The organism is Cupriavidus basilensis (assembly GCF_000832305.1).
Taxonomy (GTDB): domain Bacteria; phylum Pseudomonadota; class Gammaproteobacteria; order Burkholderiales; family Burkholderiaceae; genus Cupriavidus; species Cupriavidus basilensis_F.
This window is the reverse complement of sequence record NZ_CP010537.1, coordinates 766,493-779,559: the sequence shown is the minus strand read 5'-3', so window position 1 is coordinate 779,559 and position 13,067 is coordinate 766,493. Positions and strand designations below refer to the sequence as shown.

Annotated in this window: 9 protein-coding genes and 3 pseudogenes; 6 read left to right on the top strand and 6 right to left on the bottom strand. The window is 61.0% G+C overall.

Features of this window, described 5'->3' with window-relative positions; translation table 11 throughout:
* Positions 1 to 119: 119 nt before the first annotated feature.
* Positions 120 to 1,252, top strand: a pseudogene (locus tag RR42_RS24295) (acyl-CoA dehydrogenase family protein).
* A 103-nt stretch (positions 1,253 to 1,355) separates the two neighbouring features.
* On the opposite strand, the gene RR42_RS24290 reads toward RR42_RS24295, so the two are convergent.
* Positions 1,356 to 2,082 (bottom strand): IS6 family transposase gene (locus RR42_RS24290; protein ID WP_144409937.1). Its coding sequence is split into 2 segments (ribosomal slippage): positions 1,356 to 1,874 and positions 1,876 to 2,082, totalling 726 coding nucleotides; the frame shifts between segments, so codons are not numbered across the junction.
* A 281-nt stretch (positions 2,083 to 2,363) separates the two neighbouring features.
* Between RR42_RS24290 and RR42_RS24285 the strand changes: the two genes are divergently transcribed.
* The 5 genes from RR42_RS24285 (at position 2,364) to RR42_RS24265 (ending at position 7,861) form a co-directional block, all read left to right on the top strand.
* Positions 2,364 to 4,034, top strand: a complete 1,671-nt coding sequence (locus RR42_RS24285; protein ID WP_043353719.1) for an FAD-dependent oxidoreductase — start codon at positions 2,364 to 2,366, stop codon at positions 4,032 to 4,034.
* A gap of 1 nt (position 4,035) precedes the next feature.
* On the top strand, positions 4,036 to 5,085 hold the full coding sequence (locus RR42_RS24280; RefSeq protein ID WP_043353714.1) for a cupin domain-containing protein: 1,050 nt from the start codon (positions 4,036 to 4,038) through the stop codon (positions 5,083 to 5,085).
* Positions 5,082 to 5,969, top strand: coding sequence for a fumarylacetoacetate hydrolase family protein (locus RR42_RS24275; protein WP_043353712.1), 888 nt, complete (start codon positions 5,082 to 5,084; stop codon positions 5,967 to 5,969). The genes RR42_RS24280 and RR42_RS24275 overlap by 4 nt, the downstream gene beginning before the upstream one ends.
* Before the next feature lie 108 nt (positions 5,970 to 6,077).
* Positions 6,078 to 7,046: a Bug family tripartite tricarboxylate transporter substrate binding protein gene (locus RR42_RS24270; RefSeq protein WP_043353708.1), complete on the top strand. Its 969-nt coding sequence runs from the start codon at positions 6,078 to 6,080 to the stop codon at positions 7,044 to 7,046.
* A gap of 98 nt (positions 7,047 to 7,144) precedes the next feature.
* Complete coding sequence (locus RR42_RS24265) at positions 7,145 to 7,861, top strand: FadR/GntR family transcriptional regulator (protein WP_043353706.1); 717 nt, start codon at positions 7,145 to 7,147, stop codon at positions 7,859 to 7,861.
* A 735-nt stretch (positions 7,862 to 8,596) separates the two neighbouring features.
* Here the strand turns inward: RR42_RS24265 and RR42_RS41785 are convergent.
* The 5 genes and pseudogenes from RR42_RS41785 to RR42_RS24250 form a co-directional block, all read right to left on the bottom strand.
* A complete protein-coding gene (locus tag RR42_RS41785; RefSeq protein ID WP_201777385.1) occupies positions 8,597 to 8,989 on the bottom strand; it encodes a reverse transcriptase domain-containing protein in 393 nt (130 codons plus the stop codon).
* A gap of 746 nt (positions 8,990 to 9,735) precedes the next feature.
* A pseudogene (locus RR42_RS24260) lies at positions 9,736 to 10,497 on the bottom strand (efflux RND transporter permease subunit); the annotation flags it as partial.
* A pseudogene (locus RR42_RS38795) lies at positions 10,457 to 10,855 on the bottom strand (transposase); the annotation flags it as partial. The pseudogenes RR42_RS38795 and RR42_RS24260, both read right to left, overlap by 41 nt.
* An 85-nt stretch (positions 10,856 to 10,940) precedes the next feature.
* Entirely contained in the window at positions 10,941 to 11,897 is a 957-nt protein-coding gene (locus RR42_RS24255) for a PDR/VanB family oxidoreductase (RefSeq protein ID WP_043353702.1), read from the bottom strand.
* On the bottom strand, positions 11,894 to 12,997 hold the full coding sequence (locus tag RR42_RS24250) for an aromatic ring-hydroxylating dioxygenase subunit alpha (RefSeq protein ID WP_063778457.1): 1,104 nt from the start codon (positions 12,995 to 12,997) through the stop codon (positions 11,894 to 11,896). Before RR42_RS24250 ends, RR42_RS24255 begins: the two co-directional genes overlap by 4 nt.
* Positions 12,998 to 13,067: the final 70 nt, after the last annotated feature.

Sequence of the window (13,067 nt, the reverse complement as noted above, 5' to 3'; positions counted from 1 at the left end):
TGGGGACCGCATCGGGCATCCCTACACTGCCGGCATGGCCCCGCAATCAGCATGACTTACGGAACGTCGCCAGACTCTTCCCGACATAAATTCCACAGGAACACCACCGCAACCATCCCATGCACAGCGAGTACACCGAACAGCAGACGATGATCCGTGATTCCGCACGCGCCTTTGCCAGCGAGAGGCTAGCCGCCAGCGCCGCGCAGTGGGACCGCGACGGCCGCCTACCCGACAACGTCGTCGCCGACATGGGCGCACTCGGGCTACTCGGCATGATCGTGCCGGAGGAATGGGGCGGCACGTATACCGACTACATCGTCTACGCGCTCGCAATCGAAGAGATCGCGGCCGGCTGCGCCGCATGTGCCACGCTGATGAGTGTGCACAACTCGGTCGGCGGCGGACCCATCCTGCACTACGGTACCGACGCGCAGAAGGAGCGCTACCTGCCGCGCCTGGCCAGCGACGAGGTGATCGGCGCCTTCTGCCAGACCGAGCCGCAGGCCGGTTCCGAAGCGCACAACCTGCGCACGCGCGCACGCCCCAACGAGGGCGGCTGGGTGCTCAACGGCAGCAAGCAGTTCGTCACCAACGGCCTGCGTGCTGGCGTGGCGGTGGTGTTCGCTGCCACTGATCCAGAGCGCAGCAAGAAAGGCCCTTCGGCCTTCGTGGTCCCTGCTGATACGCCACGATTTATCGTCCGCGCCCCGGAAAAGACGCTGGGCATCCGCGCCTCCGACACGTGCGCCATCACGCTGGAAACCTGCGTCGTACCGCACGATGCCCTGCAGGGCGAGCCCTGCGAAGGGCAGCGTCTCGCCCTTTCAAACCTGGAAGGCGGTCGTATCGGCATCGCCGCGCAGGCCATTGGCATTGCGCGCTCGGCATTCGAGGCCGCGTGCTGCTATGCGGCGAGCGCATTCAGTTTGGCCGTGCGTTGCGCCAGCATCCGCCGATCGCCAACATGCTGGCCGACATGGCAACCGAGCTCAACGCCGCAAGCCTGCTGGTGCGCCGAGCCGCGCATATGCGCAGCGAAGGCCTGCCATGCCTGTCGGAGGCATTGCAGGCCAAGCTTTATGCGTATGAGATGGCCGAGCGCGTCTGCTCTAAAGCGTTGCAGATCCATGGCGGCTATGGCTACCTGGAAGACTACCCGGTCGAACGCCACTACCGCGGCGCCCGCATCACCCAAATCAACGAAGGCGCCAGCGAGATTCAGCGCATGCTGATTGCGCGCAGCCTGTAGTCATTTCCTCACTTGCCAACAGAACCACTCTTTCTGGAGAGAACCATGGGTTCCGGCGCGATAAGGGTGTAGGTGCAGCCGGCGGTGTCCGAGTAGCAAGCGCTTATGCGACCAGCGAGCAGAATTGCTCGGCCGCGGACGGATTGCTCCTCTTTGGGGTAGCCATCTGCCCCTTACGGATCATGCGCATGGTCTCAATGCCGCCCAGGATGATGCGCGCGCAGCGAAAGGTCTGGAATCCCAACATCGGCCTGACCCGGCGTTTGATGGATCGATGGTCCTGCTTGACGAGATTGTTCAGGTACTTGTTTTGCCGGATCTTGATGAGCGTTTCCCGCTCGGCGTTGATTGCCTGCAGGGCCGCCAGGTTCGCACGATTCTTGTCCACCGTGACAGTCTGCGGCACTCCATTCTGGGCGATGGCCTTCTCGAGGAAGTGGCGAGCGGCGGCGGTATCACGACGAGCGCGCAGCAGGAAGTCAATGGTCCTGCCGGACTTGTCCACGGCCCTGTCGAGGTGCGTCCACCGGCCTTTGACCAGGATGTAGATTTCGTCCATGCGCCAGCTGTTACCCACCGGACGCAGATGCCGGCGAAACGTCTTCTCGAATAGCTGCAGCAAATTTGATCACCCAGCGGGGCACAGTGGAATGGTCGACCGCGATGCCGCGTTCGGCCATCGTCTCTTCGAGATCGCGCAAGCTCAACGAATACGCGACGTACCAGCGCACGCACAGCAGGATCACCTCCAGCGAGGTATGCACGCGCTTGAGCACCTTGGCAATCCCTGTCGGCAGGCTCTTTCGTGGGCCCTTCGTGTGATGGCTCATCTTGTGGCTTCGGGTGTCGCGACCGACACTTCTACCTCGGCACCCTTACTGCGACGGAACCTTCACCTCAACTCTCGATCGTCGCCCCAGGGTTTCTACCAACTCGCGCAAATGATCTACTTCGTTACAATTTGGTCAGACCAACATGGTCGTACCAATTTGGTCTGACCAGCTTAATAATGTCCGGCGCATGCCCCGAGGTGGAATGCTTTATCGAGTTATGTCGACGGTTCTGGTTAGCGGGCAGCAGCGTCGGCTTAAATGAAGAATGGAGGGACAAAATGATCCAGAAGACCCCGGTGCTGATCGTGGGAGGCGGACCGGTCGGCCTGGCATTGGCGGGCGATCTCGGATGGCGTGGTGTCAAGTGCACCCTGATCGAGAGGAGCAACGGAGTCGTTCCTCAGCCTCGCATGGACATGGTCGGCATCAGAACCATGGAGTTGTGCCGGCGTTGGGGCATCGTCGAGGCGGTGGAACAGGCCGGCTACAACCGGGACTACCCGCAGGACTGTGCCTGGGTAACCGACTTGAACGGATATGAGTTCGGCCGGGAGACATTCCCCGCGCCAAGAAACGAAACATGTCCGCCACAAAGCCCGCAAAAGCGTGAGCGCTGCCCGCAGAACTTCTTCGATCCGGTGCTGCAGCGCTTTGCCGCCAGCACGGGGGTCGCGGAATTGGTGTACGAGACGGAGCTGGAGACACTGGAAGACCGTGGTGACCACGTAATCGTGACGGTCAAGGATGGGAAAACCGGAGCACGCCACCAGATCGAAGCGCAGTACCTGGTGGGCTGCGACGGCGGTGCCAGCGCAGTGCGCCAGGCACTCGGTATCGGCATGTCGGGCGATGCCGTACTGACTTACACTACCAACGTCATCTTCCGCTGCGACGGGCTCGAGCGGCTTCACACCAAGCAGCCCGGCTACCGTTATATCTTCATCGGACCGGAGGGCACCTGGGCGACGCTGGTGGCCATCAACGGCCGTGACCAATGGCGATTCTCTTTGGTAGGCAACGCCGAAAAGCGCACGCTCGGTGAGGACGAGATCCGCCGCGCCATCGTTCGAGCCGTGGGACGGGAGTTCGACTTCGAGATCCTCTCGGTCCTGCCCTGGGTCAGGCGGCAACTGGTGGCGGACCATTACCGCAAGGGACGGGTCTTCATCGCCGGCGACGCTGCACACCTGACCTCCCCGACAGGCGGCTTCGGTATGAACACGGGCATCCTCGATGTGGTCAACCTGAGCTGGAAGCTGGCTGGCACGCTGCAGGGCTGGGGCGGCCCCCTTCTGCTCGATTCCTACGAGGATGAGCAGCGGCCTGTCGCGGTGCGCAACGTCACAGAAGCCGGAGAGAATCTCCGGCGGATGCTGTCGCCGCGGGTGGTCAAGCCTGAAGCGGCCATCTTCGACAGCGACAACGTGCATATCGATGCAGCACGCCGTGAGTACGGTGCGCGTTATACGGAGATGATGAAGCGCGAATGGTTCTCCATCGGCATCCATCTCGGTTATGTCTACGAGGATTCGCCGATCGTCGTTCCCGATGGCACGCCCGCCCCGCCCAACGAGGTGGCGCGGTACACGCAGAGCGCGAGGCCGGGATCGCGCGCGCCCCACGTGTGGCTTTCCAAAGGAAAGTCCACGCTAGACCTTTTCGGCAAGCACTACGTACTGCTGCGCTTTGGCGATCATCCTCCGGGGGTGGATGCCATCACGCAGGCGGCTGCAGAGGTCGGTCTGCCGCTGGAGGTGGCCGATATCGCGCAAGGCGAAGCCCGGGCCATCTATGGACGCCGCCTGGTGCTGGTACGACCGGACGGCTCGGTGGCATGGCGTGGCGACACTGTCCCCACAGATGCCCGCCGCATCGTCGATGTCGTGCGGGGCATGGGTGCCTCTGGCAGTCCTGTTCCGCGCCGCGCTTACCAACTGGCCGAGATCTGATATGTCAGACGAGCTCATCGGCCAGGACGCGGATCGCAGACGTGCACTGAAGCAGGACCTGGCAAAGTACCACTGCCGAGTGCACCAGCCAGACGATCCCCCATTGTTCACGCGCAGCCCGCAGCCTGCGACCCAGTCCGTGCATTGGCGCTGGGAGGATCTGTGCCCCTTGCTGGAACGCATCGGTCAGGAGGTCGACCTGACCGCAGGTGGGCCGCGCCGGACACTGCGCCTGCACAACCCCGGCCTGCCGCGCGGCACCACCAATACGTTCTGGGCCTCGATCCAGGTCATCCTGCCAGGCGAAGTCGCCACCGCGCACCGCCACACTGCCAATGCCCTGCGATTCATCATGCAAGGCGAGGGAGCATGGACGACGGTGGATGGCGAGTGCTATCCGATGCGCACGGGCGATCTCGTGCTGACGCCATCGTGGGCGTGGCACGATCACGTGCATCGGGGCGACCAGCCCATGATCTGGCTTGACGTCCTTGACATCTCGCTGATGCAAGCGCTGGAAGCCACGTTCTTCGAACCCTACACGGATGGCCTGCAGCCGGTGGACACGATGCCGGACCGGAGCTGGCGCCAATTCGGCAGCGGCTTGATGATGCCTCCTGGGGCGCAGCCTCGCGCCGGCGGCGCCAACCCCCTGCTGGCCTACCCTTTCGACATGGCCGAGAAGGCTATCGCAGCCGCCGCGGGCATGCCGGGTGATGCGTATGACGATGTTGCGCTCGAGTATCGCAATCCGCTGGGCGGCGGCCCTGCCATGCCAACGCTCGCCATGCGGATGCAGCTGCTGCGGTCCGGCTTTGTGGGGCGGAAGCGGCGCCACACCGGCAGCAAGCTCTACTACGTCATGCGCGGCGAAGGGGCGACCAGCGTCGGGGACCAGCGCTTCGCGTGGTGCGCGGGCGACCTCTTCACGGTTGCGCCATGGGATTGGCACGCACATGAGAACACCGGCGGGCAAGACGCCCTGCTGTGGCAGGTCAACGATCTGCCGGTACTGAAATCATTGGGTTACTTTAGAGAGGAACTGGCATGAAGATCGGGTCGTTCGACGATTACCGGATTGGTCTGGTGGAAGGAGACCAACTGTACGATGTCACCGCGGTGGTACCTGCCGGTATCGACGCTTTTCCGCAGCAGCGGTTGAACTGGCTCATCGCCAACTGGGACAGTGTTCAGGAGGAACTCAAGCGATGTCGCGCGGCAAGCCTCCCTCGACGCCTGGATGCGGTGCGCCTGCTTCCTGCCGCGCCCTGCCCGCCGCATGTATTTGCCGCACCGGCAAACTACCGCAAGCACATCGGCGAACTGGGGGATCGCGTCGTCACCAAGGGCGGCCGTAGCGCCAGGGAACAAGGCTTCTTCTTGAAGGCACCCGGCTCCCTGGTTGGGGCCGGCGGTACGATTTTCCTGCCCAAGGGTTCCACCCGGCGCTTCGATCACGAATCCGAGCTGGCGATCATCATTGGGAAAGCGGGTCGCGATGTTCCACGCGAACACGCCATGGAATACGTGTTCGGCTATGCCTGCCTGATCGACGCCACCATGCGAATCGAACCCGGCGTCGCGGAAGAAGAGCGCTCGATGCGCAAATCCTTTGAGGGTTTCACCCCGCTGGGGCCATGGATCGTCACGGCCGACGAGGTCGGCGATCCACACGGGTTGAGCAACCAGCTATGGGTCAATGGCGAACTGCGCCAGCAAGCGTCAACACAGGACATGATCGTTGGCGTGGCGGAGCTGATCGAGTTGATCTCGTCGGTGCTGCCGCTGTCGCCTGGCGATGTCATCGCTACCGGCACACCGGAAGGCGTTGGAGCGTTCGCGGCAGGCGATACGTTGAAGATTGCCATCCAGGGCGTGGGTGAAATGAGTCTGGACGTCAAGGAACGCGAAGCCGTGGCTCCACGTGCATACTAGAACGGACCGGGCCTTGTGACCAACATCGCGGACCGTGCCGCGACGTCCGATAAACCGGTGCAGGCAAGGACTGCCGGCGGCACCCGTACAAGAAGATCAGGAGACAACATGTTCAAGAAGATAACGCTGTTCGCATCCAGCGCCTTGCTGCTCGCTGCCGCGCCGGTGCTGGCCGCCTATCCGGAAAAGCCCGTCAACGTCATCGTCCCGTTCGCCGCCGGGGGCGGCATCGACGTCCTCGTCCGCGCCATGGCAAGTCGGTTGACTGCCCGTTGGAAGCAGCCGATCGTCGTGGATAACAAGGCCGGCGCGGGCTCCGCGATTGGCGCGGCATTTGTGGCGCGCGCGCCTGCAGACGGTTACACACTGCTGGCGACGGTGAACCAGACTGTCGTCTCAAACCGCTTCCTGTACAAAAGGCTGCCGTACAATCCCGAGACGAGTTTTGCGCCGGTCATCATGATGGTCAAGGCCGACCAGTTGATCGTGGCCAATGCCAAGCTGCCCGCAAATTCCCTCAGGGAGCTGGTGGATCTGGCCAGGAAGAAGCCGGACAGCCTGAACTTCGGCTCCTACGGGAACGGCAGCCAGCCGCACCTGCTCTTCTCCGCGATCAACGATCACGAGAAGATTCAACTCCTGCATGTGCCCTACAACGGCATCTCGCAGAATCTGACTGCATTGCTGGCGGGTGACGTGCAGCTTGCCAGCGGCAGCGTCGCCGTGATGGAAACCCATATCAAGTCCGGCAGGCTCAAGCCGCTGGCAGTGGCGGCCGATACCAGACTGAGCCAGTACCCGTCCGTGCCGACCACGGTGGAACAAGGTTTTCCCTATGCCAAGAGCTCGATCTGGTATGCGCTGTTTGCGCCGGCCGGTACGCCAGACGCCGTAGTCAAAGAGATCCGGGCGGCCGTAGCGGAAGTGCTGAGGGATCCGGTGTTCGTCGAGCAGCAAGTCCATGCGAAGGGTCTCACCGTTGTAGCCGGCGATGGCAAGATGCTGGCTGATACAATCCGAGCCGAAAGCCAGCAGACCTCCGCCATGATCAAGGCTGCCGGCGTAGTTGCTGAGTAGCGCCTGCGCGACAAGGGAGTGCTGTTCATCTTCGGCCCCACATTTTGCTTATCTATCCAGTGCGATTTCCAGGTATGGTGCCAACTCCAGATTCAAGCGTGACGACTGACAGGCCGACACGGGTCTTCGAGGACATCTGCAAAAAGATCAAAGAGCAGCTGGCAAGCGGCGCCCTCAAGCCAGGCGACAAGCTGCCTTCGGAACGGGATCTCGCCGAGGGATTTCAAACCTCCAGGTCGGCAGTCCGAGAGGCTCTGAGAAGCCTCGAGCGTTCAGGCGTGATCGAACTGCGCAAAGGTCCAAAGGGCGGAACCTACATCTCGCAGGTTGGCTCGTCCGTGGTCTCCAGCTCGCTGAACGACCTGCTGAGTTTTGGCAGCATCTCGATCCAGGATCTGACGGAGAGCAGGGCCATCGTTCAGGACGCAGTCATTCGCCTCGCCTGCATGCGAGGCACCGAGGCAGACTTCGACGCGCTACAGCACAGCATCGAGTTGACTGAAGCGCTCACCAAGGAAGGCAAGCTGATAGAGCGTCGAGCCCAACTGCTGGACTACTATCGCGTCCTCGCACGGGCCACACACAACGAAGTGATGGTGCTGCTGGTCGGCGCCCTTACCGACCTGGTTTCCTCGCTACTGCAACGGTACAATGCGGTGCCCTTGCCGACGACCGTTAAGACGCACTGCCGCATTCTGCAACACATTCGGGCGCGCGAGGTCGAGCTAGCCTCCCTGTTGATGTCAGAGCACCTTAAGAAGCTGCACTCCTATCTGGCCAAGGCGGAGAAATCACCTCCCAAACAGCGATCTTAGCCGGCGATTGCAGGTTGCGGCAGGCGCCCATCCACGCTGCGAGTGGCTTCAGTGACACAGCCTCGCGCGCGAGCCGGCTTTGACGTAGACCAAAGGAAAATTGCCTCTCTTTCGAGAGCGTGAAAAAGGTGGCGAGGGAGATTTCGTCAGGCGCCCTGACTTGCAGCAAGGATACGGTCTGTTCCGGGCTGCACTGCCTGGTCCAGGTCCAGGTCCGGGTCCGGGTCCGGGTCCGGGTCCGGGTCGCGATTTTGAACGGGAATTCTCGGCCCGCCGCATCTCGGCGCTCGAGATCGCCGCGTCATAGCGAATGCATCGGACCTCATTGCCAAACCGGCACCGTCACCACAGCGTGGTAAGTAAACCCGGGGAACCGCCCCCCGAGCCTCTCGCAGAACCGTACGTGACACTCTCGCGTCATGCGGATCCCGTTATCCAGCCTGCGGCGCGACCACACGCCAGTGAGCAAACAGCATCTGGTTGGTACGGCGCATCCTGTCCAGCCATTCGGCACTTCGTCGCCTGCGCCGGTGCAGGCCCTTATACTTCCGTCGGGCCCAACGCTCCAGAGCACAGTCGATGTGCCGGAAGATGCGAAGCATCGCAGTCTTGTAGGACTCGCCATAGTAATTCCCCCCCCTGTATCGCGGGGTTGTACAGTCTAGCCACGTCGGCAAGCGTTACATGGGTCTGGCGGGTAAGCCGCCAGACCCGGCACTGCCTGCCGCATCAGCTTCAAGGCACTCTCGCTGGCTCCCGGCAGGAAGCTGGTAAAAGGTCCCCTTTGCGTGCTGCGCGCCTTCCTCGACCTGAACGTAAAACCGAGAAACTAAAGCTCGCATGCGGATGGCGTTCGCTGCGGTTGCTGTCTCTGCAGAACACGATCTTCGATTTCTCCGGATGCGTCGTCAGCCCACAAGCGGCCAGCCGTGTTGCAATGGACCGCATCACGTATTCCGGCTGCCTGCGGCTATGGCAGTGAACCACCGCGTCATCCGCGCAGCGGGCAAACGGACAGTTGGGGCCGGTGCGGTGCATCCATCGGTCGAATGGGTGATGCATGAACAGGTTCATCAGGATCAGACTGACGACACCGCCCCGGAGTGTCCCCCCACGTGCGGGGCACACGTACCCCGTCCGTTGTCTCGAACGGTGCAACCAGCCGCCGTTCGATGTATAACAGTTTCCAGTCTTCCCTGATGTGGGTGCACACCACTTTCATCAGCGGTCCATGATCTCTTCGACGGGTTCTGCTCGAATTCGGCTATGGTTTCATCGTCGATCCCGGCAGCTCCACGGTTGGCCTTGACCTGCCGGTATGCTTCCCATACCGTGCGCTTCGCAATGTTATACGGCTTCGCCGATTTCACGCCGCTCATCCCCGCAGGTTGACCGCGTTCATCGGCAGGATAACGCCGCCCCTTCTTCTCGCCGAGACCAATGACCATCACGGGAAGGTGCAGAAGTTCGTCATGCGCGAGGCGATGTCGAAGGAATTCAGTCTCACCGAAAATGGGACCGCCTGACCAATGGCAGCGTCAACCAATGAGCGTTGGCAGGATAACGTCGGCGTATACATCAGCTGTCCTAGCGATCTGCAGGTAGAGGACGGCACGTCGCCTACGCTCCTGGCATGGGCTCGGCTACACGCGGTTGAGATAACCGTAGATGTATATCTTGCGCAGCACCGCTCTGTCGTTAACAGACATTCCGGCATAGAAAAAAAACCCGCCTGCCCTAAAGGTACGGAGACACGGAGGTAGAAATGGGCTGGCGGGGAGACAAAATGCTGCTGCCCCCCCATGGAGTGGGCGCGATGCAAGTGAATTGAGATCAGAGGCAATGTGGCGAGCACATGCCCTTGCGGATCACCATTACTCGGGCACCAGTTTTCCGGCTGGCTGCGCTTGCTCATGCCGATCCCGCTGGGCGTTGGCCGCATTACCGGGGCGGATCTTGAACCAGATGGAGTACATGGCCGGCAGGAATACCAGGGTCAAAATCGTCCCGGCAAACGTCCCGCCGATAAGCGTGTAAGCGAGTGCCCCCCAGAACACCGAATGGGTCAGCGGAATAAAGGCCAGGATGGCGGCCAACGCAGTCAGAATCACCGGCCGCGCACGCTGGACGGTGGCTTCCACAACGGCCCTGAACGGGTCCAACCCTTCCTCTTTGTTGTGCTGAATCTGGCCGATCAGGATCAGCGTGTTGCGCATCAAGATGCCCGACAGCGCAATCAGGCCGACCAGTGCGTTGATGCCAAACGGCTGCCCGAACAGAATCAGCATCGGCACCACGCCAATCAGGCCGAGGGGGCTGGTCAGGAACACCATGACCATCGCCGCGATGGACCGCACCTGGAAGATGAGAATCAGCAGGGTAACCACCAACATGATCGGGAACAGCGGCAGCATGGCCTTCGTCGCCTTCTCCGATTCCTCGATCGACCCCGCTTGTTCAATGCGGTATCCGCCGGGCAGTTTCTCGATGATCGGCCAAAGCTGCTTGCTGATGGCTGTCGATACGTCGGGCGGTTGCAGTCCATCGGCAATATCGCCGCGGACCGTAATGGTCGGCATGCGATCGCGCCGGCGGATGATGGGCTCCTCCATGCGCACATCGATCTTGCCCACCTTCTGCGAACGGCGCACAGCGGGCACCGCTAGCAGAATTAACGTCCTCAACAGCTCGTGAGAAATCGAGCTCGCAGGCCTCGCGTAACTTCGCCAGCAGTAGCTCGTGCAATCGCTTCCATACGCCGACCTTGTGGCAGTCGCGCACGCGCCTCCAGCAGGTCAAACCCGAACCAAATCCCAACTTGGTCGACGGGTCACACCAGCGTATCCCGGTCTTGAACACGGACAGGATGCCGTTCAGTGCAGCTCGGTTCGAAACCGGGCGTCTTCCTGGGTATTTCCTGCGTCACGGTTTCGCCGGCGGTAGCAAAGGTTCGATCAGTGCCCACAGTTCGTCATCAATGATCACCGCGCTCATCCCCCCGGTTCCAGTTTTTCAGGTGACCAAGGTTAACAACCTGCCGAAAAGGTTGGCAGCCCCGCGGGGGGCTTTTTGAAAGTCTCTATGGAAGATCAATTGTCACACACCGGCCCGATATACGCGACACGCATGCACATAGCTTCTGGCGACTTCTTTTCTGCTCATCGCTGAAGAATATGTCGCGATGATCAATCGTGCCATCCAAGTCCAAAACCTCAACAGCACAAAGCCCGCATTCCCCCTTGCGGCAACCGTACAAGGGGTCAGCGCCCACTGCCTCCAGGACCTCGAGCAGCGTCTGGTCTGGGCCCACGTCGAGGTCAAGCTTCAGCCGCGGAACGGATACCCGGAATGCTGTCGTTGGCAAGCTCCCGCTGTTGGCAAAAGTCTCAAAGCGCAGGTCGGCGGAGTCCCGCCCGTCATTCTCCCATGCCGCGCGCGCAGCATTGAGCATGCCAAGTGGCCCACAGACATACAGCTCTGCGTCTCTGCGAAGGCTACCGATCGTCACTGCAATATCGAGAACCCGGCCCGCGCCTTCGTCATAGATGGTCAGTCTGTCGCCGAGTCGCTCGCCAAGCTCATTCAGGAACGGCATCGTTTCGCGGCTGCGGCCTGCGTAGAGCAAGCGGAAGTCCGAGTCATCCGCATCGAGTTGCTCGACCATGCTCACCAGCGGCGTAATGCCGATTCCACCCGCGATCAGCAGCTTCGGCACACAGCGGTCCGATAGGGGAAATTCGCTGAGCGGAGCACTGACTTGCAGGCTTTGGGCGGTCTCAAGGTTCCACATGAACGAGGATCCTCCGCGCGAGTTCGGAACCTTACGGACTGCAATCAGAAAAGAGTCCTTCTGGAAATGGCTTCCGATTAAGGAATACGAGCGTACATGAGCACGCGAACCATCGCCACACCAGACATCGATGTGACTGCCGACCTGAAATCGTGTCGGGAATCCCTCCGCGCTGAATTCAAACATTCGTACGTCGGAACATACATCCCGATAGGCTCTCAGGCTTGCGGTGTACTTACGGGTCATTTTGCCATCTCCCCGATCTGCGTTGGCGCGGCAACGATAGGAATGATCGGCTTCGCGTAGCCATTGACGTTCTGGCGCTCGGTAGCCACCATCTCTTCAATCCGGCGGCGGGCGAGAATGACGCCGCTGTCGATACTAAGTGGGTTGAAGTCGCGATCCCCATAGAAGTCCACAGCCTTCTGTTGGGCTTCAAGGATTGTCTTGTCTTCGGCCAAGATGCTTCTCGCACTCTCACGCCATTCCGTCGTCAACTTCTGACTCGATAGCTGGTAGTTGCGCAGGAAGGCCCAATAGTAGTGACATGATCGCTCCGTCTCGGGTGTACTGACATGAATGACAAAGCCGGTCACCCCCTTGCTCCTGTCACCCTGAGGGGCACCGGTGCCGGTCCGGGCCACGCCGACATCGATAGTGACGGCGCTCGGTGCGCGAAACGTGATGATCTGCCAACGATCGACCAGGCACTCGCCGCCGAGTTGCTTCTTGAAGAACGGTGGCGGGTCGATACCGATCATCCACCTCGTCACGATAACCGATTCTTCAGTACGAGACACCGTGAAGGGAGCCTCTGCCACGGCTCGGTTGCCAATGCTGGATGAGTGCACGAAGGTCTCGTGCGTCAGATCCATCAGGTTGTCCACCAGTAACCGGTAATCGCACTCGAGGTGCGTTGTACCACCATCGCCAGCCCATTCAGGATTTTCATTCTGATGGAAATCCGGAATCTTCGACGGGTCCGCGAGATGCGCTTCGCCCATCCAGATCCACACAAAACGGTGCTGCTCAACGATAGGAAAACTACGTACACACGCGGACGGATTGATGGTTTCCTGAGACGGCATGTGGGTACACCGGCCATCACCGTTGAAACTCAGACCGTGGTAGCCGCAGGTCACCGTGTCTCCTTCCAGGGTTCCCAACGAAAGCGGCAACTGGCGGTGCCAGCAAGCATCCTCGAGCGCAGCAACGCTTCCATCGGTCTTGCGGTAAAGGACAACCTTGATGCCACAGATCATCTTTGCCAGCAATTTCCGCCCAATCTCGTGGTCCCATCCGGCCACGTACCAGCTGTTTAAAGGAAACATAAAGATTTGTCGCAATCAACCCTGACTGTTCGGCATTACCGGATGCCGTCAGCCCGAGGAGTCGCGCGACCCTCCGAAGGTTCGT

Excerpts from the sequence above, each read along its gene's own strand:
- RR42_RS24270 (WP_043353708.1), top strand. The coding sequence starts at position 6,078 with ATGTTCAAGAAGATAACGCTGTTCGCATCCAGCGCCTTGCTGCTCGCT.
- RR42_RS24285 (WP_043353719.1), top strand. The coding sequence starts at position 2,364 with ATGATCCAGAAGACCCCGGTGCTGATCGTGGGAGGCGGACCGGTCGGC.
- RR42_RS24280 (WP_043353714.1), top strand. The coding sequence starts at position 4,036 with ATGTCAGACGAGCTCATCGGCCAGGACGCGGATCGCAGACGTGCACTG.
- RR42_RS24255 (WP_043353702.1), bottom strand. The coding sequence starts at position 11,897 with ATGACCCGTAAGTACACCGCAAGCCTGAGAGCCTATCGGGATGTATGT.
- RR42_RS24275 (WP_043353712.1), top strand. The coding sequence starts at position 5,082 with ATGAAGATCGGGTCGTTCGACGATTACCGGATTGGTCTGGTGGAAGGA.